Source organism: Kaistella yananensis, assembly GCF_026107505.2.
GTDB lineage: Bacteria > Bacteroidota > Bacteroidia > Flavobacteriales > Weeksellaceae > Kaistella > Kaistella yananensis.
The window spans coordinates 320,333-344,426 of sequence record NZ_JAPCHZ010000004.1 but is presented as its reverse complement, the minus strand read 5'-3'; the positions used below and the strand labels follow the sequence as shown (position 1 = coordinate 344,426).

Here is a 24,094-nt window from a genome sequence, read left to right as displayed (position 1 = left end):
CTTGAATACCAACTGAAAATAATCATTAATTTTGTTGAATGCCAATAGAAATAATTTACCGTAAGGAGCACTGCGAATGGATTGATGTGGAAGCTCCAACTCAGGAGGATCTTAATTTTCTTCATGAAAGATATAATATCAATACGCTGCTTCTGGAGGATACAATTGATCCGAACCACCTGCCGAAATTTGAGCAGGACAATGGCGTGAAATTTTTTCTGATGCGCGAAAACACTGAACTGGAGCGCACGAACCTTAATACCATCAGCGATATTTCTACGAAACTGGGGATTTTCATGTTCCAACACATTATTATCACCGTTCACCGGATGAAAAACAGAAGTGTTTATGAATTTAAAAAAGAAATTCTCCTTCCGGAGTATGAAAGCATCAGTACCGATACCATTGCGCTGAAACTGGCTCTAAAAGTGATGAAATCGTTCGATGAAGAATCACAGAACCTTTTGGAAACGATGGACAATATTGAAAATGAAATATTTCTGAAGACGACCAACCATTCCAACCAAATCCGCAGACTTTATAAACTGAAAAGAAAATCGGGTCTGAATGCCAGAATCCTGAATATTTCTGCGGACTGGATTGATAAATTTAAAACCCTAAGCTTGAGTGATACTGAAATAAGCGACCTGAAAGACAAACACAAAGATGTAATCGCCGATTTTGAGCATCTGAATGCCCAAGTTACGAACCTTATATCAATGTTTCTGGCCATGAGCGACCAGAAGGCAAACCAGGTTATGAAAGTTCTGGCTATTTATTCCATGTATTTCTTCCCGATTACGTTTATCGCAGGAATCTACGGAATGAATTTTGACAACATGCCGGAACTTCACCAGCCTTTGGGGTATTTTATGACGTTGGGATTAATGGCCTTTATTACGCTGCTCACTTTTATTTACGTAAGAAGAAAGCGGTGGTAGGTTTTTAGAAATCGAAGTACATATAAAATAAAAATCCCGGCTTTTTACAGTCGGGATTTATTTTTAAAAATGATTTTTTAGAAGCTCAGGACTCTTACATCAATTCTTCTGTTCTGTGCTTTACACTCATCGGTATCGTTAGCCTCGCAAACCGGGAAGAGCGGTCCGTAACCTTCGGCTTCCACCCTGTCGCCAGCAATTCCCAATTCGAGTAATTTCAATCTGGCAGTCTGTGCGCGAAGGCTGGAGAGTTTCATGTTGGTATCTGAATTACCTGTATTATCTGTATAACCTCCGAGTTTAACTCTAACATTGGGATAAGCATTCAGGATTTCCGCAAGATTGTTCAACTGGGCTTCAGAACCCGGCTTCAAATCGCTGCTTCCGCTTTGGAAATGAAGATTTTCGATGGTGAACCATGTGTTCGGATCCAATAAAGCCTGATCTTTAAGCTTAATGCCGTTATACAGCGCATAGATTTGACTGTTCTGACCCATTAAGATGGATTTATCAGTTAATTTCACTTCCTGAACATTTCCTGTGTCATATACATAATCACCATCAGCATTTAATCCTCCCCTAACTTCCTGTGGTGTAGCAGAAGTTCCTGCATCCATACCCGGCGTTTCTGTCGCGACGGTGGTTATTCCCATCATTTTATTGAGCGATTCCAGCTTTTCTTTTCTGCTATTTTCAATTTTATCTTTATGCATAATGGCTAAAGTTGGTGCAATAACCAAAGAAACAATCGACATCAATTTGATCAGGATATTCATTGAAGGCCCTGAAGTATCTTTGAAAGGATCGCCCACGGTATCTCCTGTTACGGAAGCTTTGTGCGGGTCAGAACCTTTATAGAAGGTTTTACCGTTAATATCCACTCCTTTTTCAAAGGATTTCTTTGCGTTATCCCAGGCACCACCGGCGTTGTTCTGGAACATTCCCATCAATACACCTGAAACGGTAGCTCCCGCAAGGAAACCACCCAGAACCTCAGGACCGAAAATAAATCCTACCAAAAGCGGAGAAACCAAAGCGATTGCGCCAGGTAACAACATTTTTTTGATTGATGCGTCTGTAGAAATAGCTACGCATTTTTCGTATTCCGGGGCTGCTTTACCTTCGAGAATTCCAGGAATCTCGCGGAACTGACGGCGAACTTCTTCTACCATCGCCATTGCTGCTTCTCCCACGGCTTTAATTGCCAAAGAAGAAAAGATAAACGGAATCATAGCACCCACGAATAAACCTGCCAATACATCGGCTCTGTAAATATCAATTCCGTCAATTCCTGCAATACCTACAAAGGCCGCAAACAAAGCAAGCGCCGTTAGAGCCGCTGAAGCGATAGCAAAACCTTTTCCTGTTGCTGCTGTGGTATTCCCTACCGCATCTAAGATATCTGTTTTTTCACGAACTTCCTTCGGTAATTCGCTCATTTCTGCAATTCCACCAGCGTTATCGGCAATCGGTCCGAAAGCGTCAATCGCAAGCTGCATTGCCGTTGTTGCCATCATTCCGGCGGCTGCAATTGCCACTCCGTATAATCCAGCACAAAGATAAGATCCGTAAATACCGCCCGCTAAAACCAGGATAGGTAAAAGAGTAGATTCCATCCCCACAGCAAGACCACCAATGATGTTGGTTGCATGTCCTGTGGAAGACTGTTTTACGATGCTTTTTACGGGTCTTTTACCCATCGCGGTGTAATACTCAGTTATGATACTCATTAAAGTTCCCACTACAAGACCTACGATAATCGCTCCGAAAACACCCATTTTGGTGAACTCGTGGCCTCTTAATGTCATCGTTTCAGGTAAAAGATAATTTACAAGGAAATAAGATGCAACAGCGGTTAATACAATACTCCCCCAGTTGCCCATGTTTAAAGCGTTCTGTACGGGAGCGGTATCTAATTCTGCCGATTCACTGATTTTTACGAATAAAGTTCCGACCATTGAGAAAATAATTCCGATTCCGGCGATCAGCATGGGTAATAAGATTGGTGCGAATCCTCCGAAAAGATCCGGAGACACGGTTTCGTTACCCAAAACCATGGTGGCTAAAACAGTTGCCACATAAGAACCGAATAAATCGGCGCCCATCCCGGCCACATCACCTACATTATCTCCAACGTTATCTGCGATTGTTGCTGGGTTTCTTGGGTCATCTTCCGGAATTCCGGCTTCTACTTTACCTACTAAATCAGCACCCACATCGGCAGCTTTGGTATAAATTCCGCCACCTACTCTTGCAAAAAGCGCGATGGATTCGGCACCCAGAGAAAAACCGGTAAGGATTTCGATCGCTTTTTCCATTTCATGGGTATTAGCGGCTGCATCCGGTGCAAAAATCTGCTTGATGATTAAATATAAGGCGCCCAATCCTAAAACTGCTAAACCGGCAACACCCATCCCCATTACAGAGCCTCCGGTGAAAGATACTTTCAGGGCTTTTGAGAGTGATGTTTTGGCTGCTTCTGCAGTTCTTACGTTGGATTTGGTAGCGATTTTCATTCCGATGAAACCCGCCAAAGCAGAAAGCACTGCTCCGAATATAAATGCAAGACCAATGCTCCAGTGCGAATTGGCATTACCAGCTCCCATCAAAGCGAGCAAAATAGCAACAATAACCACGAAATACATCATGATTTTGTATTCTGCTTTAAGGAACGCCATTGCGCCATCGGCAATGTGCCCACTAATTTCCTTCATCCTGTCGTTACCTGCATTCTGTTTACTTACCCAGTTACTCTGGATAAAAGTGTAGATTAAAGCAATAATACCAAAGATGGGTACTAAAATAAATAAATTCATAGGTTATTTTTTGATGTTAACATTTTATTAAATAAAACATAAACCGAAAATACACAATTTATTTGAAAATCGTAACTAAAGTTAAAAATAAAAAAAGACAGATGTACACACACCTGTCTCGTTATTTTATTGGAATTTAGAGGGTCTTAGCCGCCAAACTTGTTTGCATAATCTTTTTGTGAAGCTTTAATTACATTTCTGGCATGATCTGCACCGTACACCTCCTGAATTCTACATTTTGCAGCTTCATCCGGAAGATTTTTATACGTTAAGAAATAGTGCATCAGCCGCTTTACTTCTGCCTGTGGTAATTCTGTAATATCCCGGAAATGCCCAAACGCATGATCTCCTTTCATCACTGCAACGATTTTATCATCAGCTTCGCCTTTATCGATCATCTTGAATCCACCGATTGGGATTGCCTCCATCAGCATTCCGCCGGCGTGGATGTTGTGTGAACTCAGTACACAGATATCCAGCGGGTCGAGGTCACCGGTTTCTACATCATCTGCGCCACTTTCAATCGCCAGTTTAAGGACTTCATCATGACAATACGTTCTCGGGATAAATCCGTACAGTGCAGGAATAATGTTGGAGAACTGCTGCGGACGGTCAACTTTAAGGTAACCGCTCTGCTTGTCGATTTCATATTTAATGGTATCACTCGGTACAATTTCCACAAAAACATTTACAACATTAGGTACCTCTGCTCCTGCTGAAATCCCGTGCCAAGGATGTGCTTTAAAATTTGGTATCATTTATTTATTTTAATTTACAATTAGGTTTTCTTTTCTTAATTCTTCAATACTTTCTGCAATGAAATCTTTTTCGTTCATATAATTCATCAAAAAAACGGTTTTAAACTCATCCAGCGTCGCATTCTCGCTGAGATTTTCGTAGGTCGTATGTATTAAACGGAGAACACTATTCTTGCAGTTTACCACATTTTTCCAGGTATTTTTGGTGAGGTAAAGCTGTTGCGAGGCATTATAATCGAATTCTTCGTTAATGGTTTTCTCTATGAGGAAGACGTATTCGTGCGGCGCTAAACTTTTGTCGAATTTTGTCACCAGATTTGCCGGTTTCAGGCGTTCCAGAAACAAAGTAAGCCTTTCGTAAGCATGTACGCGCTGTTCCGAATTTCCTTTTACCGTTAATAATTTAATTTCCTGATTCTTGAGTTTAATGTAGCTGAACACGAACTGTCTGATGAAAACCAGAAAGGGCAATGCCATTAAAAACGCAAATGCGTAAGGAAAATAGGGCGAATCGATCATAGAGAATATTAGGCTGCAAAATTACTAATTATTTGCTACTTCCTGAAGAAGTTTATCACTAAATCTTTTCTGGAGTTCTGAATGACTGGGTAAGGGTGCAATTGAGGCCTGAAACCTCTGAAAAACTCTTCAACTGCGGGAATTTCGCTGCCTTCAAAATCAAAAATCCTGTTTTCAGCGTAATTTTTAATCGCCTGGTCGATTAAAACCGATGCACCCGAAAGTTTTACAAAGTTTTTATCGTTGAATGTTCCCAAAAGTGTGGCGGAGGAACCAGACAGGTGAACAGCAATTAAATTCACAAGTTTTGAATGATACATGAAACCATAAAATTTAAGTGAATCTATCCTGTGAAACTCTTCAAAGATCCTTAAAAACTCTGTAAGATCTTTCTGCTTGTCAACACCCAACATATTTTCCTTAACAAAAGAAGCAGCATCGGAAAAGTCGATATCTTCTATCACCAAAGCGTTTTCCGCAACTTCCTGATCCAATCTCAGTTTCCTTTTTCTTTTAGGAGAATATCTTTTGTAAATGTTGGCATACAAATCTTTGGGGATTAAAAAATTTTTTCTTTGAACTAAAGATCTGCTGAAAGAATTCTTATCATTAAATGCATAATACCAGATTCTAAATTTTTTCTCTAAAAATTCCAAAAACTGATCATTAATTTCTAATGAGTCTGAATTTGAAAAAACACCGAGTTGCTGACAGAGTTTGGGATTTACGATAAACTTGATGCCCATTTTTTTTATGTAGGGCAAGGGCATTACGGCATCGTAATCATTATAAACCAGTAAATCCCACTTTTTTCTTGCGGTAATATCAAGATAGGTGCGTTCCGCATAACATTTATACTGTGCAGCATTCATCAGGCAATCATTATACTTAGCAAAATCGATATCGCTATACTTTACCAATCTAATCATAATATATTTTCGTCAGCAAAACTTAAATAAGCGTTCTGTGAAATAATTAAATGATCCAGCAACTGGATGTTAAGAATTTTTCCGGCATCTGCAATCTGCTTGGTGATTCGCAAATCTTCCTGACTGGGTTTCAAATTACCGGAGGGATGGTTATGAGCAATTGCAATTGCCGTAGCAAGATGTTCCAGGCAGTTCTTGAACAGAATGCGCACATCTACAACAGATTGGTTTATTCCTCCAGAAGATAATCTGGCTTTTCCCACAATCCGGTTGTTCTGATTTAGAAATATTGCCCAAAATTCTTCCGTCTGAAGATCTGAAAGATAAGGCTGCAGGACTTTATAAATGTCTTTGCTTTCACGAATCTGAATTTTTTCCGGAACTTCCTGAGCTGCACGCCTTCGACCTATTTCCAGGGCTGCTGCAATAGAAATTGCCTTTGCTTCGCCCACACCTTTAAATTTCATTAGATCCGAGAGGGAAAGCAGCGATAAGTTATGCCAATTGTTTCCTACTGACTGCAGAATTTTTCTACCCAGTTCCACCGCCGAATCTTCCCGGTTTCCGCTGCCCATGATGATCGCCAGAAGTTCGGCATCAGAGAGCGAATTTTTGCCTTTCAGCAGAAACTTTTCTCTGGGTCTGTCGTCTTCAGCCAAAAATTTGATGGACATACTCGATTAATTTTAAGAAGTATGAGTAACTAATTTTTAAAGTTAGCAAATTTTACAGAATAAAATGAAAGTTTAATAGATAATCTGCCCGTCTTTCATTACGAGTTTTCGGTCTGTTGTATCTGCCAGATGGGTGTTGTGAGTTACAATGACAAAAGTCTGGTTATATTTATCTCTGAGATCGAAAAACAGCTGGTGCAGATCATCGGCGTTTTTGGAATCCAGATTACCGGTGGGTTCGTCGGCGAAAATAATTTTCGGAGAGTTGATCAGCGCTCTTGCCACCGCAGTCCGCTGTGCTTCACCACCTGACATTTCGTTGGGTTTGTGATGAAGGCGGTGTGCAATATTCAGATCTTCGAAAAGAGAATAGGCTTTTTCGAGTGATTCTTTTTCGTTTTTTCCTGAAATTCTTGTTGGAAGCAACACGTTTTCAAGCGCTGTAAATTCCGGTAGAAGCTGATGAAACTGAAAAACAAAACCAATATTCTCGTTTCTGAATTTCGAAAGCTGCCTGTCGGTCATTTCGATAAACGATTTTCCCGCCAGCGCGATTTGGGTGTTGAATCCTGAAGGATTGGTTGGTGTATCCAAAGTTCCCAAAATCTGCAACAATGTAGATTTTCCGGCTCCGGATTCACCAACGATAGACACTACTTCGCCTTCTAGAATATGTACATCAACTCCTTTCAGAACTTCCAAATTACCGTATGACTTATGAATATTGCTTGCTTTTATCATGGTTTCAAAAATAGGGAAAATGATTTTAATATGTCAATAAAAATCCTTCCAAAAAATTATTTGGAAGGATTTCATACTATGAGTTTAAATTTAGAGCAACAACGTTAACGGCTGTTCCAAATACGTTCTTAAAGTCTGTAGAAACTGTGCTCCGGTAGCACCGTCAACCACACGGTGGTCGCATGCAAGAGAAAGTTTCATGGTGTTTCCTACGACAATCTGTCCATCTTTCACAATTGGTTTTTCAACAATCGCTCCTACCGAAAGAATTGCTGAATTCGGCTGGTTGATAATTGATGTGAAAGTTTCAATACCAAACATTCCTAAATTAGAAACCGAGAATGTTGACCCTTCCATTTCGTTGGCTTTCAATCCTTTAGATTTTGCTCTTCCGGCCATATCTTTCACCGCTGCAGAGATCTGGTTGTAATTCATCTGGTCTGCATTTTTCAGTACAGGAACTACTAACCCGTCCGGAATCGCTACTGCAACGCCAACGTTGATGTTTCCGTGGTGAACAATTTTATCGGCATGCCATGTTGAATTCACTTGTGGGTGTTTTCTTAAGGCCATCGCAGTTGCTTTAATCACCATATCATTGAATGAAATTTTGGTATCCGGCAATGAATTGATTTCTTTACGTGCTTCAATCGCTTTATCCATGTTGATTTCAACAATAAGATAATAGTGTGGCGCCGTAAATTTACTTTCAGAAAGTCTTTTCGCAATGATGTTTCTTACCTGAGAATTCGGCGTCTCTGAATCTTCACCCTGAACAAAGCTCATTGCAGGCTGTGCAGGTTTTGCTTCAACTTTAGCTGCAAGAGTTGCGGCCGCAGGCGGAGCTGATGGAGTGAAACTTTCGATATCTTTTTTCACGATTCTACCGTTTTCACCACTTCCTTTCAAAGCATGAACATCGATTCCTTTTTCTTCAGCCATTTTTTTAGCTAAAGGAGAAATTGCCACGCGCTCGCCCATAGAAGCTGCAACAGGAGTTGAAGCTGTTTCTGTATTTGAAGTTTCTGTTTTTACTTCAGAAGTCTGTGGTTTACTTTCGGCTTTTTTTCCTCCGCCGGAAATAATTCCGGAAACATCTGTTCCTGCCGGACCAATGATGGCAAGCACTGTATCTACCGGACTTGCACCTCCTTCTTCCACCGCTGCATAAAGTAAAGTTCCTTTAAATTCAGATTCGAAATCCTGAACGGCTTTGTCGGTTTCAATTTCTGCAAGAATATCTCCTTCTTTTACATCATCACCCACTTTTTTGTGCCATTTGGCAACTTTACCTTCAGTCATGGTATCGGAAAGACGCGGCATTGTAATCACTTCAACACCGGCAGGGATTTCTGCAGAAGAAGTTCCTTCTTCTTTTTCCACAGGTTTTGTGGTTTCTACATCGGTAATATTCTGTTCGGTTTTATTTTCTTCGGGAATTCCTGCTGCTTCCTGAGGAGTAGTTCCGGCAGTATTTCCACCTTTGAGTGCAGAAATATCTTCACCTTCTTTCCCGATAATTGCCAAAACAGAATCTACCGGAGACGATCCTCCTTCTTCTGTCCCAACGTATAAGAGAGTTCCGTTAACTTCTGATTCAAAATCCTGAACGGCTTTGTCGGTTTCAATTTCTGCCAAAATATCGCCCTCTTTCACTGCATCGCCAACCTTTTTGTGCCATTTGGCCACTTTCCCATCGGTCATCGTATCAGAAAGCCGGGGCATTGTAATCACTTCAGCCATAATTTTTCTTATTTGAGATTAAAAAAGCCGAAGCAGGAGATTTTGCGGTCCCCAGCTTCGGATTTAAAATGTAATTATCAGTTATTTTCTATTTTGTCAAGGAATGGATAATCTTCCTGAGCGTAAACGTATTCGTAAACTTTATCGGCAGTTGGATAAGGTGACTGCTCCATGAACTCAACACATTCTTCTACAAAATCTCTGGATTTTTCATCCAAAGCGTTCAGTTCGTCTTCAGTAGCCCAGTTGTTATCCAGGATTCTTTGTTTTACGATTTCAATTGGATCATCTTTTTTATGTTCTGCAACCTCCTCTTTTGTTCTGTATGGCTCTGCATCAGACATTGAGTGGCCTCTGTAACGGTAAGTTCTTGCTTCGATAAATGTTGGTCCATCGCCTCTTCTTGCTCTTTCGATGGCTTCGTACGCAGCTTCCGCCACTTTTTCAGGATCCATCGCGTCTACCGGAAGGCATGGCATTTCGTAACCCAGACCGAGTTTATAAATATCTTCGTGATTGGCTGTTCTTTTCACTGAAGTTCCCATTGCGTACTGGTTATTTTCAACCACGAAAACTACAGGAAGTTTCCAGTTCATTGCCATATTAAAGGTTTCGTGCAGTGAGCCCTGGCGTGCAGCACCGTCTCCGAAGAAACAGATATTTACCCCACCGGTTTCAAAATACTTGTCCGCGAACGCGATTCCAGCTCCCAAAGGGATTTGGCCTCCCACAATTCCGTGGCCGCCATAAAATCTTTTTTCTTTGCTGAAGATGTGCATAGAACCACCCATTCCGCCTGAAGTTCCGGTAGCTTTACCGCAAAGTTCGGCCATAATCCTTTTCGGATCAACTCCCATTGCCATTGGGTGAATGTGGCATCTATAGGCGGTGATCATACTGTCTTTGGTAAGATCCATTGCATGGGCAAAACCAGCGGGAATTGCCTCCTGCCCGTTGTACAAATGCAAAAACCCACGGATTTTCTGTTTAAGGTAAAGAGATCGGCATTTGTCTTCAAACCTTCTCCACATCGTCATTTCTTCGTACCATTGAAGATACACTTCTTTTGAAAATTCTTTCATGTTTAATCGAAATATGTCGCAAAAATACTAAAAAACTTTGTCTTTATTGATAGCATAACAGGAGAAATTTATCATACTTCATTTAAAAAATACTTATTTTTGAAAGCATAATTTTAAGTATGTTAAAAACCTACCCGCCGGCTGTTATCGGAGTTTCAAAATTCATTTCGAATTTCTTTAATCCGCTGACTTCTTTGATTATTTTTTTTATTTATGTCAGCTCGCAAGATTTTGCGCCAAAAGCAGCGCTGAAAACCTTTATGCCGATACTACTCTTAACGATTCTGCCGATTGTGATCTGGATTGTGTGGAATGTAAAAAAGGGAAATTACACCAATTTAGATGTATCGAACCGAAACCAGAGAAAGAGCCTTTACTTCTTTATTTCAGCCTGTATCGGGGTTTATCTTATCTATGATTACACTACTACCGGAACCCCTGATCTGCTGATGATATTCCTCATGGTTTTACTTCTTATACTACAAATCAGCAATTATTTTATAAAAAGTTCCATGCATACCGCTTTTAATGTTTTTGTGGCTGCACTTTTTTTTGCTGAAAGTGCGCTGTTAGGAATAATTTGGGCAGTAATAGCCATCTTAGTGGGCATCACGAGAGTAATTCTTAAAAGACACACCGCCAAGGAGGTCGTTACCGGTGCCGCCATCGCAATTCTGGTTTCTTTTATTTATCTTTATACCAACATCCAACTTCAGCAGTAAATATATGAAAATACACCCGCTTACCCATTCCGAAGAACTATTAATGAACATTTTATGGAAGCTTAATTCTGCATACATGAAAGACGTAATGGACGCTTATCCGGAACCGAAACCGCACCAGAATACCGTTTCAACTTTTATGAAAATTCTTGTTGAAAAAGAATTTCTTACCACAGAAAAGCAAGGTCGGATTTTTAAATATACAGTGGCCATACCCTATGTGAATTACCGCAATTTCGTTCTCGGCAATTTCATTAATAGTTATTTCAATAATTCCGGAGAGGAGCTGGTGAAATATCTTCATGATAAGCAACTTATTACCACTTCGCAATTAAAGAATTTTATAGGAAACATTACTTCTGAAGTTACGGCTGATCCGGAAAAGAAAGATCCTGTGAAAGAATTTGTGAAAGAAATTACTTCGGACAAGAAACCTAAGAAAAAGGAGAAAAAGAAGGAGAAAAAGAAGAAAAAATAACCGTACACCACACCAAGAAAACGATGTTAAAAAAAATTAATGAAATTTTCGGGAAAACCGATGATATTCTTCGGCGTTATCCGATGGTTTTGCTCATGTCTTTTTTGGGTTCATTATCGCTGATGTGTTTTGCGCACGTCAATTTTAATTCAAATCCTTATTTTTTTGTTTTTATAAAATTTGCGCTGGTTTCCTGTCTCGGAATTTCACTCATGTTCGCATTAAAAATGCTTTCGCAAAGGATTGGGAAGCAAACTTTACTGGAGATTTCAGGTGTTTTGTTCTTAGTATTTTTCTATTTTCTGCTTCCACAAGAGGAAAAATATTTTACGGAGCGTTATGCTTTTTTAATCGTACCTGCTTTTATTCTTTCACATCTTTTGGTATCTTTTATTGCATTTTTCGGAAAAGAAAAAGAGGTGAATTTCTGGCAGTATAACAAGAATTTATTCATCAATATATTTCTTACCGGTGTTTTTACCGGTGTTTTAACGGGTGGCGTAGAACTGGCGATTCTGGCTATCGATAAACTTTTCAGCTTTAATTTCAATGAACGCTATTATCTGGAAACTTTTTATTTTCTTTCCATTTTCGGCAGCAGTTTTATTTTTCTTCTGTTTAATGAAAAAGGACTGTCCGCTTTGGAAAAAAACGGAACATATCCGGTAATCCTCAAATTTTTCACACAATACATTTTAATTCCGCTTTTACTTATTTATGCGGTAATTCTTTATTTATATTCGGCTAAAATCCTGATTAACTGGGAGCTTCCAAGGGGTTGGGTATCGTATTTAATTTTAGCTTATTCGGTTGTGGGGATTTTGGCTTTATTGCTTGTACATCCTTTAAAACATGAATCAACAACTTCTTGGGTAAAAATATTTTCGAAAATATTTTATTTCACGCTGATTCCGCTTCTTGTTTTGCTTTTCACCGCAATTTTTACCAGGATTTTGGAATACGGATATACTGAACCACGATATTTTGTCCTTTTGCTGGCGATTTGGCTGACTTTGGTTGTTTTCTATTTTATTTTTACACCAAAAGCGACGATTAAATTTGTCCCGATTAGTCTTTTTGCGATTGGATTATTTGCGCTGGTTTGCCCCTATCTCAATACATTTTCTGTAGCGAAAAGAAGTCAGAAAACGGAACTTAAAAATATCCTTAATCAAAATAACTTAGTTAAAAACGGTAAAATTGATTTCAGTGTAAAAGTTTCAGACACGGTTGCAGATGAAATTTCCAATAAAATCGGGTTTTTGGTAAAACGTGATGAGAAAGAATTTGTTTTGAATTATATGAATCTAAAACATCAAAAAATTATAACCAATAAGATTAATAAAGGGGATTTCTACGGAATACAAAGTCAGGTTCGGTCTGCATTTTCGAATGTTGACAAAACCAAAAACTCTTTTGGAGAAAATTTCGAACTTATAGCAGAAAATAAGCTAATGTTTGTACAGGATTATGATTTTTTTGCGAGGGTTGGCAATTTTCGGGATACTGAAGGTTTAACTGTTGGGCAGGATGTTTTTACGATACGCAGCCAACAAAAAGAAAAACTTTTAGTTATTACCATAAACAACAATGAAAACTGGGATGCAAGTAGGGAAATAAAAGTATTGATGGCAAAGTACAGCAACAGAACCGGGCGTGTTTCTGTTCCAGATATAACACTGGAGCATGATTTGGGAAAATATCATATCAAAATCATTTTCGACAATCTCATCCGTGAAAATTTTGGGAGAGAAAATATTTATTTCAGTGATGCGTATATATTAATCCGCACAAGATAAATTTCTCCCCTTTAATATACGGTACAAAAAAAGCGGCTTTTAAGCCGCTTTACTATTTTGAATACAAATCTTACCAGTTTGAACCGCCACGATTTCCTCCACCGTAACCACCGCCACGGTTTCCTCCACCGTAACCGCCTCCACGGTTATTGTCGAAACTTCTTCTTGGTTTGTCTTCTCTTGGCTTAGCCTCAGAAACGTTAAGTTCTTTACCATCCAATTCTTTTCCGTTTAAAGCTTCGATCGCGTTTTTACCGTCTTCGTCGCCCATTTCTACGAAACCGAATCCTCTGGATCTACCGGTTTCTCTGTCTGTAATAATTTTAGCGGAAGATACTTCGCCAAATTCTGAAAAAAGGTCCTGCAATGACTCTTCTCTTGTAGAGTAATTGATGTTTGAAACAAAAATGTTCATCATAAAAAAAATTAAAAAAATTAATACTTTGTTGAAATTATAAAAGAAACTCAACAATTGATGAACAAAGATTGATTTCGGATATAAAAACGGGTGCAAGTTACAAATTAAATTGAATTAAACAATTTTTTTAATAATCTTTTAATCAACCTCTTTCCCCTCAGAAGCCTGTAAAAGTCTGAACCAATCTTCCCGTTCCAATTTTAAGTCCATCGATTTCTTTAAATCTTTGATTGTCTGTGCTTTTGAAGTACCAATTATCGGAAGTATTCTGGCAGGATGTAGTAGTAAAAAAGCTAACAGAATCTGACTTTCTTTCGCGCCATATTTTATACAGAGTTCATCAAGAACTATCTTTATCCTCGTATTCTGTGCTGAAGGCTGCGTAAAATAGTCCCCCATTACCGACCAGGCCATAGGACGGAGCTTTTTAAGAAGCATCTGATCCAGTGTTCCGTTATAAAATGCATCGGTATTATTTAGCGAAATCTCCATCTGGTTCGTAATGATAGGAAAAGCATCATTAATAAGCTCAAATTGCGAAACTGAAAAATTAGAAACACCGAAATGCCGCACCTTTTTCTGGTCGCGCAGCAGATCAAAGGTTTCAGCAATTTCTTCAGGATTCATTAATGGTGACGGACGGTGCAGAAGCAGAAGATCAAGATAGTCGGTCTTTAAATTCTTAAGACTTTGATTAACAGAATCTACAATATGATTTTTAGAATAGTTGTATGATTTTATGTTGAAATTTCGGTTTTCACAGGGCATTTCGATTCCACATTTGGAAATGAACTGTACTTCTTCCCTATTAATTTTCATCGCTGAGAATGCGTCACCAAAAAGTTTTTCTGTGGTATAGTTTCCATAAATATCTGCATGGTCGAAAGTAAAGAGTTCTTCTTCAAGCGAAATTTCAATTAAATGCTGCACATTTTTAACTGAATGATTTGCGCCCCAAATTCCCCATCGCATGGTTCCTATAATAATAGGTGAAAATGTCATAATACTATATATTTATTCAAAAATAAATTTTTGATAACTAAATTCTACTATTTTCAGCATAATATTTCTAAATTTGAATAAAAATTATTTATAATGAAAAAACTCTCCTTTTTATTTTTAACGCTGTCTTCGACTTTTGCTTTTTCTCAGTTTGTGAGTCCAGGAACTGGGATTACGTACAATTTAGCTTCTCTTTCTGCCGCCGCGCCTGCAGTTCTTGTAAATAACGGTACTTTTTATCAAATGACAGCCGATATCACCATTTCAAACGGCGACACTCTTTTGATGAATGAAGACACCACCCTAAAAATTGATGGTGGCAAACAACTTACAATTGCAGGGATTTATAACACCAACGCAGGGAATATTTTAGTTACCGCGACCGATCCCGCTGTTGTTTTCAAAGGCATCAGATTAGAATCTACCGCTGCCGTAACCATTAAAAATACCACTTTTGAATATGGCGGCGGAATACAGGCTTTAACCGGAAATTTTTCAATGGAAAACTCTATTGTTAGGTATTTTAAATCCGGCCTTGTTACGGGAGCATCCCTTAATTTTTCCACCGGAAACCCGATTGTTAGAAATTCCCAGTTCATTGAGAATGATCTTCCTGCAGTAGCTTCAGGCGCCAACCAATCTGTTGCCTTAGAATTTACAGGAAACTATTTATACGGCAACACCAAACTGAACTCTAACCGTCCACAAATTAATATGGGTCCCAGTGGTAGCGGAATTACCAAAATCCTTAACAACACCATTATCGGCGACCGAACTTTAACCAAAGTTGGCGGTGTTTCTGTTTCAACTCTATTAGGTGTCGAAAATCATCCGCAGATTGAAGGCAATACTATTAAAGACAACCGTTACGGAATTACTGTCGCAGGAAATAATTCTTCGGGTTCAATTTCAAATAACATTTTAACAGACAATAATACAGAGCCGGTTCCGGCAAACGGAGGAAGCGGAATATCTCTTTCAGGAAGCGGAAGCCAGGTAATGGCTATTAAAGTAGAAAAAAATCAGATCCGGGGAAGTCTTTGGGGAATTACAGTTATTGGGACCGCTCAGGCTGATTTTGGCGGCGGAAGCTTAGGAAGTATCGGTGAAAATGTTTTCTATAATAATGGAAACGGTGGCCAGATCTATGCACTCTACAACAATACTCCACATCCCCTCAGCGCAACCAATAACTGCTGGCGAGAAAACGAATTATCTGATGATGCCATGGTTGAAAGTGTAATTTTCCACAGTGTAGACGATTCTACAAAAGGGACCGTAAATTACACTCCATTTTTATGTGCGCAGCCGATGTCTACAAATTATTCAAATCTGCTAAAAAGCAGCATCTATCCTAATCCAAGCAACGGAACATTCACTTTCGATGTGGCTAAGGAAGGAAATATCGTAATAAATGATATGTCCGGAAGAGCAATTTATTCTGGAATTGTAATAAAGGGTAAAAACACTATTTCTGTCAAAGCAAAAAGTGGAATCTATCTTCTGCAGTATATTTCCGACGGAAAAATTCAATCTAATAAATTAATTATTAAATAATTGACGCTCAAATTAATTTATTTGAACTCATTCTGCTACCTACAGAATGAGTTTTTTTTATACATTTAACCCTCTTAAGATTTAATAATATGAAACTGCATACTACGAACTATAAGAATACATTTATCGAAACATCGGAAGATATTCCGGTTTCCAAAGCTGAAATTCCACCTGTAAAACGCAACAGAACTTTAGCGAATATTCAGTTTGAAATGATTACGGAACATCCTTATAAATTCACTTCCGATGATGTAATGTTCGAATGTTACGCGCAGAAAAATGATATTTCCTTAAAAGACAGAGCCGATGCGCGAAGAGATTTTTTTTCAAAAGGTCAGGCTTGTTTCCGGTCTTCTGCACTGGCAAAAAGATACGGTTTCGGGATTCACCACAACAGTGAAGGAAAAGTGGCAATTTTTCCTATGGAAGGTGAAGATTACAAAAACTTAGTGAATGATGATGCTGTAACCAAGGTAAAAGCCATGCGTAACAAGAGAAAATAATTTCCTGATCCTGCGGAATTCTTTGTTTTTGAACCTAAAAATCGTCAAATACCACCAAAAAAACATCTTAGAAACTATTTTTTCAACAATTTTGTAACCTTTTGCGCTCTCGTGTCGTATAATCTAATGCAGTCCAAAAGTGGACGGGTTTTTATACATGAGACAATTAAAAATTACAAAGCAGGTTACCAACAGAGAAACTGCATCGCTTGACAAGTATCTACAGGAAATTGGTAAAGTGGATCTGATTACAGCCGACGAAGAGGTGGATTTGGCACAGAAAATTCGTGCCGGCGATAGAGTTGCCCTTGAAAAACTGATTAAAGCAAACCTCCGTTTCGTGGTTTCAGTTTCGAAACAATACCAAAACCAGGGTCTTTCCCTACCCGATTTAATCAACGAAGGGAATCTTGGTTTGATGAAAGCTGCTAAAAGATATGATGAAACCAGAGGTTTTAAATTTATTTCTTATGCCGTTTGGTGGATTCGCCAATCGATTTTGCAGGCTTTGGCAGAACAATCCAGAATTGTAAGATTGCCTTTAAATAAAATTGGTTCGATCAATAAAATCAACAAAGCTTACGCACACCTGGAGCAAGAAAACGAAAGACCACCTTCTCCGGAAGAATTGGCGGAAGTTTTGGACATGAGCGAAGACGACATTAAAGAATCAATGAAAAACTCCGGACGACACCTGTCGATGGATGCGCCATTGGTTGAGGGTGAAGATTCTAACTTATATGATGTTTTACGTTCCGGTGAATCACCAAGTCCTGATAAAGATTTGATGCTGGAATCTCTTCAGATCGAAATCGAAAGAGCGTTGCAAACTTTAACGCCTCGTGAAGCAGATTTGGTTCGTTTATATTTCGGTTTGAACGGGAAACATCCAATGACTTTAGAAGAAATCGGGGAAACTTTCGATCTTACAAGAGAAAGAGTGCGTCAGATTAAAGAAAAAGCCATTAAAAGACTGAAACACAATACCAGAAGCAAGATTCTGAAATCTTATCTCGGTAAATAATTTACATAAAACTGAAAAGGAACTCAAACGAGTTCCTTTTTTTTATGAAGTCTGAAAATTCTTTCTCGCGAGCTCTTTTCTTACCCGGCTTAAACTTTCCGGCGTGATGCCAAGATAAGAAGCTACCATCCACTGCGGAACACGAAGCAGAATATCCGGATACATTTTGATGAAACTCATATATCTTTCTTCCGCGGTATCGCTCAGCAGCGAGTTTACGCGGTTTTGAAGATTCCGGATGTGTTTCTGTAAAAGCAAATCATTATTTTCAACAGTGTTGGGAAATTCAAGATTAATATTCGCAAAAAAATCTTTCGTCAGCACCAGAATTTCAGATTCTTCCACCGCTTCAATGTAATAATTTGATTTTTCATTGAAATAAAGCGAACTTCTGTCGGAAATCAACCACTTTTCGGGCGCAAACTGAATGATATGTTCCTTGCCGTTTTTATCAATCGAATACATCCTCAGCAAGCCTTTTTCTACAAAATAAGTTCCGTTGCACACTTCACCGGCCTTCAGAAGAAATTGGTTTTTTAACACTTTTGTGCTGCCATAAAAATTACTGCACTGCGTAACCGCTTCTTTTGGAATCTCCAAAATTTCAGACAGGTAGGATTCTATATTTTCCATCGAAATAATCAGAATTAAATTAAAGACACAGAAATACTGTGATGGGAGGCGTTCTTCACGGCTTTACCGTTTTCCACAACGATAAGCTGCGGACTTTGATGTTCAACATCCAAATCATCGGCAATTTTATTAGAAATACTGCGGTGTGCCAATAAATCCAGAAAATAATAAGACGCCTCTTTATTAGATTCTCCCACTTCTTTTTCAAAATTATTTAGCACTGTTTTACTGATGAAACATCTTGTAGAATGCTTAAAAATTGCAACTTTTTTTTCGTGCGACTCTTCCAATGCTTTTTCTAGATCTGCTTCAGAATTTATATAATTCCAGAATTCCGGTGACGGCTTTTCTGTATCGGAACTTCCAAAAATTTTATTAAAAATACTCATACTCCAAACTGTTTTAAGTGATGATCCAGGTGTTTATATTCCATAAATCCCCAATCTTCTTTTGTCATCTTCCCAAAAAGCGCATGCTCCGAAAGTAAATTGTTTTTTGCTGATTTTTCCGCAAACTCATCAATAGAAGCTAATAATTCCTCACGGGACTTTTCAAAATTACAATTTTCTTTTATAATAACTTCTTTAAAAGTTGGCATATTCGGTGGAATACCGTTATTGAAAATATTCATCTCAATTTTGGTTAAAATTCCGATCGATTTTATAAAAGGGTTAATCTTCGGCAGCACTATTTTCCCAAAGCCTACCTGCAGAATCCGGTCGCAGTGACGTAACATCTGTGCCGCATTCATCTTTCCCCATTTCCGTTCTGCATGTTCCTCAATCCTTAAAATCCGGGTTTTTATTTCGTCGAAATCCTTCGGATTGTTAAGCGATTTTCTCATTCTTTGACTTTGACGTGGTTTGCAGGGGGATATTCATTCTCATATATTTTTTTGGCAGGTTTTCTATATTTCAAAACTTAAATTTAGACGATTTGTCTGCTGAATGCTTTTGGCTGAAATTTTGCGAAAACAGTTTCGTAAATTTACGCTTTAAAATCTGAATTTTATTTCCCGTAATTCCTAAAGTTATTATAAAACAAATCCGAAAAATATGAAAAAAGCCCTCATTATAGTGGATGTACAGAACGATTTTTGCGAAGGCGGCGCTCTTGCGGTGCCAGGAGCAAACGAAATTATTCCTTACATCAATCTGCTGATGGAAGAAAATGAATACGACCAAATCGTCCTTACCCAGGACTGGCATCCTGCGAACCACAAAAGTTTTGCTTCAAACAACGGAAAGAAAGTTGGCGAAACCATCATTCTCAACGGAATTCCACAGTTTATGTGGCCAGATCATTGCGTTCAGGGCACGTTCGGTGCTGACTTCCATAAGGATCTGAACCGCGATAAAGTAACCCACATCGTTCAGAAAGGTAAAAACCCGGAAGTCGACAGTTACAGCGGCTTTCAGGACAACAATCATTTTGTAAAAACCGGTTTGGACGATTTTTTAAAATATCACGACATACAGTTGCTTGAAATCGTCGGTTTAGCTTTGGATTACTGTGTGAAATTTACCTGTCTGGATGCTGTACAGCTGGGTTATATAACTTGTCTGCACTTCAACGGAACGCGAGCGGTGAATGTAAAACCCGACAACGGAAAAGATGCAATCTTCGGATTGCTGCAAAATTCTGTCACGGTTTTAGGTTAAAAATTTTATAAATTCAACATTAACTCCTCATTATATCTGAGGAGTTTTTTTGTTTTTTTAATATTATTAAATTTGAATTAAAAGATATATTTTTATCAAAATTTTTCAATTTGAAGACTACCCTAAAGCTTTTTTTACTGGCGCTGCTCACCTCCTGTGTTTCTGTAAAAAAGCATAACGCAAAACATGAAATCCTTATTGCGCCAAAAAAACTGAAACAAGATGTTGATTTCAGCTATAAGAAATTGCAGAAACTTCATCCAAATCTGTATTGGTATATTTCTAAAGACTCTTTGGATTACAAATTCGACAGTTTAAAAAACAGTATTCGCCAACCTTTGAAACCTAATGAGTTTTACCGCAAACTGGCGCCGGTTATTGCACAGATCAAGGAAGGTCATCTTCGATTGGTTCCGCTGGAAAAACGGTTAACGCGAAAAGAAATTAAAAATCTGGAAAAGCAAAAAGGGTTACTCAGCCGTTATAATTTCGTGCTCGATGGCAACAGAATATTTGTAAAAGACAATGCCGAAAAAATCCCCAATATGAATGTGGGTACAGAAATTCTGAAAATAAAAGATATTCCGGTAAAGGATCTCTTGGAAAGTTATCGCCCATTCGTGAACAGTGATGGTGAAAACCAGACTTTCCAGAAATATATTCTTGCCAGAAGATGGCCCTCTTATTTCACCGCAGAACACGGAATTCTCGACAGTGTGAAAATTGAAGCCCAATACAGAAACGAAATTAAAACATTCTACCTTAAAAGAGAAAAAATCACCAAAACTGAAAAGAAAAAAGTAGAAAACGCCAACAAAAAAATTACGAAAAGCGAAAAAGGAAAAACCAAAGATTATAATGTAATTACCAAAAGTTTCAACCGCGACCTGCAGTTTCCTGTTAAAGACAGCACTGTCGCTTACATGAAAATCAAAACTTTCTCGGGAACCTATTCGCGGAAGTTTTACAGAGAAAGCTTCGAAACGCTAAAAAAATCACCTGCAAAATATTTAATCCTGGATATACGCGACAACCTGGGTGGTTCGCTTGCGGAGATCAACAACCTTTATTCTTATTTGGTTTCAGAAAAGTTTCAGTTTATCAATGATATTGAGATTACCTCGCCTTCGGCAATGTACCAAGCCAATTACTTCTCAGAATTCTCGTGGTTTACAAAACCATTTGCAGTGGCGGGTTATCCATTTTATCTGATGGGAACGGCGCTGTCGATAAAGAAAGAATCCGATCGTTTTTACCTCAGGAATAATGGGATTTTCGGGCTCAAAAAACCAAAAGAAAATACCTATAAAGGGAAAATATACGTGCTGATCAACGGGAGCAGTTTTTCTGCCGCCTCCATCCTGCCTTCAAAACTTAAGCATGAAAAACGTGCTTTTCTGGTAGGTGAAGAAACCGGTGGCGCAAACGACGGAACAGTTGCAGGCCGCTACTCTACCAAAAAACTGCCAAATTCTAAACTCTATCTGCCAATTGGTCTAATGCTGATTCAGCCAAGTATTGAATTTACCCACACCAAAAAAGGAGTGATTCCGGATCATGAAATTATCCCGACGCTTCAGGAAGTTCTTGCAAAAAAAGACATCCAGCTGGATTGGGTTATGGAAAAAATCAAAGAAGATTCTTCCCAATAACATTCCGGCTGGATGCTGTGGTTTTTAAAATTCAAAAATAAATCCGAAATACGGCAGCGGTGTTGTGCGGTCTGCCTCCCCGTAATTCAGCTGATAGATCTGCTCATTTTGCGGTGCACCAGGGTTGGTAACAATTCCGTTACCGTTTGTGTCACGTTCCAGTGCGATCACCGGTAGTCTGCTTGGGTTTTTCGATCCGTAAACATTTACAACATCTACGTAGAAAGTCATCTGCCATTTGTTGAAGATCCATTTCTTCTCTGCTCTTATATCGAGTTGATGTACCAGATTCCCGCGTTGGGAATTCAGCAAAATATAATCTGAAACCGGTGCATTGGCAATATTCCACACATTAACCAGTTGACTTTTCTCCAGATCGTAAGGCGTTTCCGGCAAACCACTCTGCAACCGGAATCTTGCTCCGATGTTCCAATTCCTGCTGAAATATTTCCCTCCAGTTAATGACAGGATATGTCTGCTGTCCCAACTCGATGGTTTTAAATCGCCATTAAGATCACTAAATTTGGAGTGGCCGAAAGTATATGAAGCGATTCCATAGAAATCGTTTACGGTTCTTTTCTGGGCTAAAAGCTCAATTCCATACGTTTCGCCAACGCCTCTGCTGTCGAGAGGTTCCGCCCCGACTACTCCGAAATCACCGCCTAAATTTGCTAGGGAAATCCCGTTTCGAAGGGAAAAAGGATAGTTTTTGTATTTTTTATAATAGGTTTCGGCAGTAATTTTTAGATTATTGTTTCCATTAAATTCCACGCCACCCACAATCTGGGAGTTTTTAATGTATTTTAAACTGTTTTTATTAATTAAATTTCCGTTCTGCGCATATCATAAAGCTGTATAAGATGGCAGCATATAGTAAATTCCGCCATTCAGGTTGAGGGCAAACTGATCAGCTAATTGGTATTTCATTGAAATTCGTGGTGAAAACTGCTCCAGTGGATTTGAAGTAAGTACCGAGTAATCACTACCATCAATTCGGAAACCAGCGGAAAGCTCCAATTTACTTTCCAGAAATTTACGTGAACTCTGAAGATAAAATCCGTATTGTGCCAAATTCATTTCAGAAAGATATTGGTCAGCAACGGCTCCGCTTTGAGTGATCGCCTTTAAATTTGAATCATTAAAATAACTTGCAAAATTAACATTAGCACCCGAACTCAACTGAAAATCGCCAAGCCTGAAATTACGGTCAACACGGATTTTATTTTCACTTTCCTGCGAATGATAGTCGATCAGCAAATTCTCAGGAGTTTCGATATTGCGGTAGTATTTTGTAGCTTGGTTGTCGAGCATATTCCGGCTCCAGGTAAACAGCCAGTTGCCATTTTCTGCCAAATGACGATAGCCTGCACCCATCGTATAATTCCACTGTGGCGAAACAGGAAGTCTTTCGATTAAAGTCAAATTATAGAGTGTGGGTTCAGCATTTTCATTGAATTTAAACTCATCAATGGCTCCCAGACCTATGAAATACAGTTCGTTACCGTTTTTAAATTTCTTTGAGACTTTAAATGTTGTATCATAATAACTCGGCAAAAACGGTAAATCGATCGCTTTGAAAAGCAATTGCAGATTCGATTTACGGACAGAGAATAATCCACTCCACGACTGGTCTTTGCTCAGCGGACCGTCCATCATCAGCTGCATGTCATCGAGCCCCAGGATGGCTTTGTATCCCATTTTATCTTTACGCGCCTGTTTGAGGTTGAATTCAAAAAGTGAAGATAAGGTTCCGTTTCTCTTGGCGGGAAAGGCACCGCTGTAAAAATCTACATCTTTAATAAAATCAATGGTAATTAAGCCTCTCGGGCCACCGCTCGCGCCTTGGGTCTGGAAATGGTTGATCACCGGAACCTCGATTCCGTCGATATAAAATTTATTTTCAGCGGAACTTCCGCCGCGTATAAAAAGGTCATTTCTAAACGTAGCAGTCGTTCCAACTCCCGGAAGCGAAAGAATCGCTTTTGAAATATCTCTGTTGGAACCCGCATTTATCTGCACTTCTTCGCTCGTGATATTTCGCAGGGAAACCGGACTCTCTGCAGAACTTTTATAGACCTTGGCCTTCAGAACCAAACCTTCAATTTCCTTTTCCCGTACCACCATTTTCTGTAGTCCTACAGAAAAAGTAAGGTTTTGGTTAGGGATTACAGCAATGTCGTTAAGCGATTGGTTTTGGTAGCCTGTTGCAGCAATCTGAAAACTGTAATTTCCCGCAGATAAATCTGCCAGTAAGACATTTCCATCACCAGAAAACTGCTGACCGGTTGAAATAATGGTTACGGTTGAAGTTAAAGGTTTTTTAGAAAAATCATCAACAACATTAATGTTGATACTTCCTGTTTGTGCAAAAAACGGCAAGGTGCTGATGAGGAAAATAATGACAAATTTAAATTTCATGGAGTTGAGAATTTCTGCAATTTA

General features: G+C 38.9%; 24 protein-coding genes. 9 read left to right on the top strand and 15 right to left on the bottom strand.

Annotated elements, in window-relative coordinates; genetic code table 11:
- The first annotated feature begins 38 nt into the window (after nucleotides 1–38).
- A complete protein-coding gene (locus tag OK344_RS08590) occupies nucleotides 39–941 on the top strand; it encodes a magnesium transporter CorA family protein (protein WP_265144407.1) in 903 nt (300 codons plus the stop codon).
- A 77-nt stretch (nucleotides 942–1,018) separates the two neighbouring features.
- Here OK344_RS08590 and OK344_RS08585 read toward each other — a convergent pair whose 3' ends face one another.
- The 8 genes from OK344_RS08585 to pdhA form a co-directional block, all read right to left on the bottom strand.
- Nucleotides 1,019–3,757 carry a sodium-translocating pyrophosphatase gene (locus OK344_RS08585; RefSeq protein ID WP_265144406.1) on the bottom strand — a complete coding sequence of 913 codons (2,739 nt, stop codon included), beginning with the start codon at nucleotides 3,755–3,757 and terminating at the stop codon, nucleotides 1,019–1,021.
- A gap of 146 nt (nucleotides 3,758–3,903) precedes the next feature.
- Nucleotides 3,904–4,515, bottom strand: a complete 612-nt coding sequence (locus OK344_RS08580; RefSeq protein WP_088469212.1) for an inorganic pyrophosphatase — start codon at nucleotides 4,513–4,515, stop codon at nucleotides 3,904–3,906.
- Nucleotides 4,516–4,524: 9 nt separating this feature from the next.
- Nucleotides 4,525–5,034: a DUF7935 family protein gene (locus tag OK344_RS08575; protein ID WP_265144405.1), complete on the bottom strand. Its 510-nt coding sequence runs from the start codon at nucleotides 5,032–5,034 to the stop codon at nucleotides 4,525–4,527.
- A gap of 35 nt (nucleotides 5,035–5,069) precedes the next feature.
- Nucleotides 5,070–5,963, bottom strand: coding sequence for a hypothetical protein (locus tag OK344_RS08570; RefSeq protein ID WP_265144404.1), 894 nt, complete (start codon nucleotides 5,961–5,963; stop codon nucleotides 5,070–5,072).
- The gene (radC, locus tag OK344_RS08565; RefSeq protein WP_265144403.1) at nucleotides 5,960–6,637 is read right to left on the bottom strand and encodes a RadC family protein; all 678 of its coding nucleotides are present in this window, start codon (nucleotides 6,635–6,637) and stop codon (nucleotides 5,960–5,962) included. The genes OK344_RS08570 and radC overlap by 4 nt, the downstream gene beginning before the upstream one ends.
- A gap of 72 nt (nucleotides 6,638–6,709) precedes the next feature.
- Nucleotides 6,710–7,378, bottom strand: coding sequence for an ABC transporter ATP-binding protein (locus OK344_RS08560; RefSeq protein ID WP_265144402.1), 669 nt, complete (start codon nucleotides 7,376–7,378; stop codon nucleotides 6,710–6,712).
- Between the two features lie 90 nt (nucleotides 7,379–7,468).
- Entirely contained in the window at nucleotides 7,469–9,121 is a 1,653-nt protein-coding gene (locus tag OK344_RS08555; protein WP_265144401.1) for a dihydrolipoyl dehydrogenase family protein, read from the bottom strand.
- 77 nt (nucleotides 9,122–9,198) lie between these two features.
- Complete coding sequence (pdhA, locus tag OK344_RS08550; RefSeq protein ID WP_265144400.1) at nucleotides 9,199–10,203, bottom strand: pyruvate dehydrogenase (acetyl-transferring) E1 component subunit alpha; 1,005 nt, start codon at nucleotides 10,201–10,203, stop codon at nucleotides 9,199–9,201.
- 119 nt (nucleotides 10,204–10,322) lie between these two features.
- Here pdhA and OK344_RS08545 point away from each other — a divergent pair, with 119 nt between their 5' ends.
- From OK344_RS08545 to OK344_RS08535, 3 genes are read left to right on the top strand one after another with little or no spacing between them, the layout of a single operon-like run.
- On the top strand, nucleotides 10,323–10,925 hold the full coding sequence (locus tag OK344_RS08545; RefSeq protein WP_265144399.1) for a phosphatase PAP2 family protein: 603 nt from the start codon (nucleotides 10,323–10,325) through the stop codon (nucleotides 10,923–10,925).
- A gap of 4 nt (nucleotides 10,926–10,929) precedes the next feature.
- Nucleotides 10,930–11,403 (top strand): BlaI/MecI/CopY family transcriptional regulator, encoded by a 474-nt coding sequence (locus OK344_RS08540; RefSeq protein WP_265144398.1) that lies wholly within the window; start codon nucleotides 10,930–10,932, stop codon nucleotides 11,401–11,403.
- 23 nt (nucleotides 11,404–11,426) lie between these two features.
- Nucleotides 11,427–13,202 (top strand): DUF4153 domain-containing protein, encoded by a 1,776-nt coding sequence (locus OK344_RS08535; RefSeq protein WP_265144397.1) that lies wholly within the window; start codon nucleotides 11,427–11,429, stop codon nucleotides 13,200–13,202.
- Nucleotides 13,203–13,272: 70 nt separating this feature from the next.
- Here the strand turns inward: OK344_RS08535 and rbp are convergent, their stop codons facing one another.
- The gene (rbp, locus tag OK344_RS08530; protein ID WP_055043157.1) at nucleotides 13,273–13,617 is read right to left on the bottom strand and encodes an RNA-binding regulator; all 345 of its coding nucleotides are present in this window, start codon (nucleotides 13,615–13,617) and stop codon (nucleotides 13,273–13,275) included.
- Between the two features lie 141 nt (nucleotides 13,618–13,758).
- Nucleotides 13,759–14,622: an aldo/keto reductase gene (locus tag OK344_RS08525; RefSeq protein ID WP_265144396.1), complete on the bottom strand. Its 864-nt coding sequence runs from the start codon at nucleotides 14,620–14,622 to the stop codon at nucleotides 13,759–13,761.
- Between the two features lie 93 nt (nucleotides 14,623–14,715).
- On the opposite strand from OK344_RS08525, the gene OK344_RS08520 reads away from it, so the two are divergent.
- The 3 genes from OK344_RS08520 to OK344_RS08510 all read left to right on the top strand — a co-directional run bounded on the left by OK344_RS08520 (nucleotide 14,716) and on the right by OK344_RS08510 (nucleotide 17,706).
- Entirely contained in the window at nucleotides 14,716–16,179 is a 1,464-nt protein-coding gene (locus OK344_RS08520) for a T9SS type A sorting domain-containing protein (RefSeq protein ID WP_265144395.1), read from the top strand.
- 89 nt (nucleotides 16,180–16,268) lie between these two features.
- Nucleotides 16,269–16,682, top strand: coding sequence for a DUF6157 family protein (locus OK344_RS08515; RefSeq protein ID WP_265144394.1), 414 nt, complete (start codon nucleotides 16,269–16,271; stop codon nucleotides 16,680–16,682).
- 157 nt (nucleotides 16,683–16,839) lie between these two features.
- Complete coding sequence (locus tag OK344_RS08510; RefSeq protein WP_039354162.1) at nucleotides 16,840–17,706, top strand: sigma-70 family RNA polymerase sigma factor; 867 nt, start codon at nucleotides 16,840–16,842, stop codon at nucleotides 17,704–17,706.
- A gap of 42 nt (nucleotides 17,707–17,748) precedes the next feature.
- On the opposite strand, the gene OK344_RS08505 is transcribed toward OK344_RS08510, so the two are convergent.
- The 3 genes from OK344_RS08505 to OK344_RS08495 are packed head-to-tail and all read right to left on the bottom strand — an operon-like array spanning nucleotide 17,749 to nucleotide 19,183.
- Complete coding sequence (locus OK344_RS08505; protein ID WP_265144393.1) at nucleotides 17,749–18,339, bottom strand: Crp/Fnr family transcriptional regulator; 591 nt, start codon at nucleotides 18,337–18,339, stop codon at nucleotides 17,749–17,751.
- 14 nt (nucleotides 18,340–18,353) lie between these two features.
- Nucleotides 18,354–18,728, bottom strand: coding sequence for a bacillithiol system redox-active protein YtxJ (gene ytxJ / locus OK344_RS08500; protein ID WP_265144392.1), 375 nt, complete (start codon nucleotides 18,726–18,728; stop codon nucleotides 18,354–18,356).
- Nucleotides 18,725–19,183 carry a DUF1569 domain-containing protein gene (locus OK344_RS08495; RefSeq protein ID WP_265144391.1) on the bottom strand — a complete coding sequence of 153 codons (459 nt, stop codon included), beginning with the start codon at nucleotides 19,181–19,183 and terminating at the stop codon, nucleotides 18,725–18,727. The genes ytxJ and OK344_RS08495 overlap by 4 nt, the downstream gene beginning before the upstream one ends.
- A 211-nt stretch (nucleotides 19,184–19,394) precedes the next feature.
- Between OK344_RS08495 and pncA the strand changes: the two genes are divergently transcribed.
- Both pncA and OK344_RS08485 read left to right on the top strand, forming a co-directional pair.
- The gene (gene pncA / locus OK344_RS08490) at nucleotides 19,395–20,000 is read left to right on the top strand and encodes a bifunctional nicotinamidase/pyrazinamidase (protein ID WP_265144390.1); all 606 of its coding nucleotides are present in this window, start codon (nucleotides 19,395–19,397) and stop codon (nucleotides 19,998–20,000) included.
- A gap of 110 nt (nucleotides 20,001–20,110) precedes the next feature.
- Nucleotides 20,111–21,652 carry a S41 family peptidase gene (locus OK344_RS08485; protein WP_265144389.1) on the top strand — a complete coding sequence of 514 codons (1,542 nt, stop codon included), beginning with the start codon at nucleotides 20,111–20,113 and terminating at the stop codon, nucleotides 21,650–21,652.
- A gap of 24 nt (nucleotides 21,653–21,676) precedes the next feature.
- On the opposite strand, the gene OK344_RS08480 is transcribed toward OK344_RS08485, so the two are convergent.
- Together OK344_RS08480 and OK344_RS08475 are read right to left on the bottom strand one after the other, a co-directional pair.
- The gene (locus OK344_RS08480) at nucleotides 21,677–22,423 is read right to left on the bottom strand and encodes a TonB-dependent receptor (protein WP_265144388.1); all 747 of its coding nucleotides are present in this window, start codon (nucleotides 22,421–22,423) and stop codon (nucleotides 21,677–21,679) included.
- Nucleotides 22,424–22,495: 72 nt separating this feature from the next.
- A complete protein-coding gene (locus tag OK344_RS08475) occupies nucleotides 22,496–24,070 on the bottom strand; it encodes a TonB-dependent receptor (RefSeq protein ID WP_265144387.1) in 1,575 nt (524 codons plus the stop codon).
- Nucleotides 24,071–24,094 lie beyond the last annotated feature (24 nt).

What these genes read in the sequence shown, in the direction of transcription:
- OK344_RS08520 (WP_265144395.1), top strand. Translation starts at nt 14,716, where the DNA reads ATGAAAAAACTCTCCTTTTTATTTTTAACGCTGTCTTCGACTTTTGCT.
- OK344_RS08525 (WP_265144396.1), bottom strand. Translation starts at nt 14,622, where the DNA reads ATGACATTTTCACCTATTATTATAGGAACCATGCGATGGGGAATTTGG.
- OK344_RS08580 (WP_088469212.1), bottom strand. Translation starts at nt 4,515, where the DNA reads ATGATACCAAATTTTAAAGCACATCCTTGGCACGGGATTTCAGCAGGA.
- pncA (WP_265144390.1), top strand. Translation starts at nt 19,395, where the DNA reads ATGAAAAAAGCCCTCATTATAGTGGATGTACAGAACGATTTTTGCGAA.
- OK344_RS08590 (WP_265144407.1), top strand. Translation starts at nt 39, where the DNA reads ATGCCAATAGAAATAATTTACCGTAAGGAGCACTGCGAATGGATTGAT.
- OK344_RS08505 (WP_265144393.1), bottom strand. Translation starts at nt 18,339, where the DNA reads ATGGAAAATATAGAATCCTACCTGTCTGAAATTTTGGAGATTCCAAAA.
- radC (WP_265144403.1), bottom strand. Translation starts at nt 6,637, where the DNA reads ATGTCCATCAAATTTTTGGCTGAAGACGACAGACCCAGAGAAAAGTTT.
- OK344_RS08515 (WP_265144394.1), top strand. Translation starts at nt 16,269, where the DNA reads ATGAAACTGCATACTACGAACTATAAGAATACATTTATCGAAACATCG.
- OK344_RS08575 (WP_265144405.1), bottom strand. Translation starts at nt 5,034, where the DNA reads ATGATCGATTCGCCCTATTTTCCTTACGCATTTGCGTTTTTAATGGCA.
- rbp (WP_055043157.1), bottom strand. Translation starts at nt 13,617, where the DNA reads ATGAACATTTTTGTTTCAAACATCAATTACTCTACAAGAGAAGAGTCA.
- ytxJ (WP_265144392.1), bottom strand. Translation starts at nt 18,728, where the DNA reads ATGAGTATTTTTAATAAAATTTTTGGAAGTTCCGATACAGAAAAGCCG.
- OK344_RS08555 (WP_265144401.1), bottom strand. Translation starts at nt 9,121, where the DNA reads ATGGCTGAAGTGATTACAATGCCCCGGCTTTCTGATACGATGACCGAT.
- OK344_RS08510 (WP_039354162.1), top strand. Translation starts at nt 16,840, where the DNA reads ATGAGACAATTAAAAATTACAAAGCAGGTTACCAACAGAGAAACTGCA.
- OK344_RS08560 (WP_265144402.1), bottom strand. Translation starts at nt 7,378, where the DNA reads ATGATAAAAGCAAGCAATATTCATAAGTCATACGGTAATTTGGAAGTT.
- OK344_RS08585 (WP_265144406.1), bottom strand. Translation starts at nt 3,757, where the DNA reads ATGAATTTATTTATTTTAGTACCCATCTTTGGTATTATTGCTTTAATC.
- OK344_RS08540 (WP_265144398.1), top strand. Translation starts at nt 10,930, where the DNA reads ATGAAAATACACCCGCTTACCCATTCCGAAGAACTATTAATGAACATT.
- OK344_RS08495 (WP_265144391.1), bottom strand. Translation starts at nt 19,183, where the DNA reads ATGAGAAAATCGCTTAACAATCCGAAGGATTTCGACGAAATAAAAACC.
- OK344_RS08475 (WP_265144387.1), bottom strand. Translation starts at nt 24,070, where the DNA reads ATGAAATTTAAATTTGTCATTATTTTCCTCATCAGCACCTTGCCGTTT.
- OK344_RS08535 (WP_265144397.1), top strand. Translation starts at nt 11,427, where the DNA reads ATGTTAAAAAAAATTAATGAAATTTTCGGGAAAACCGATGATATTCTT.
- OK344_RS08570 (WP_265144404.1), bottom strand. Translation starts at nt 5,963, where the DNA reads ATGATTAGATTGGTAAAGTATAGCGATATCGATTTTGCTAAGTATAAT.
- pdhA (WP_265144400.1), bottom strand. Translation starts at nt 10,203, where the DNA reads ATGAAAGAATTTTCAAAAGAAGTGTATCTTCAATGGTACGAAGAAATG.
- OK344_RS08545 (WP_265144399.1), top strand. Translation starts at nt 10,323, where the DNA reads ATGTTAAAAACCTACCCGCCGGCTGTTATCGGAGTTTCAAAATTCATT.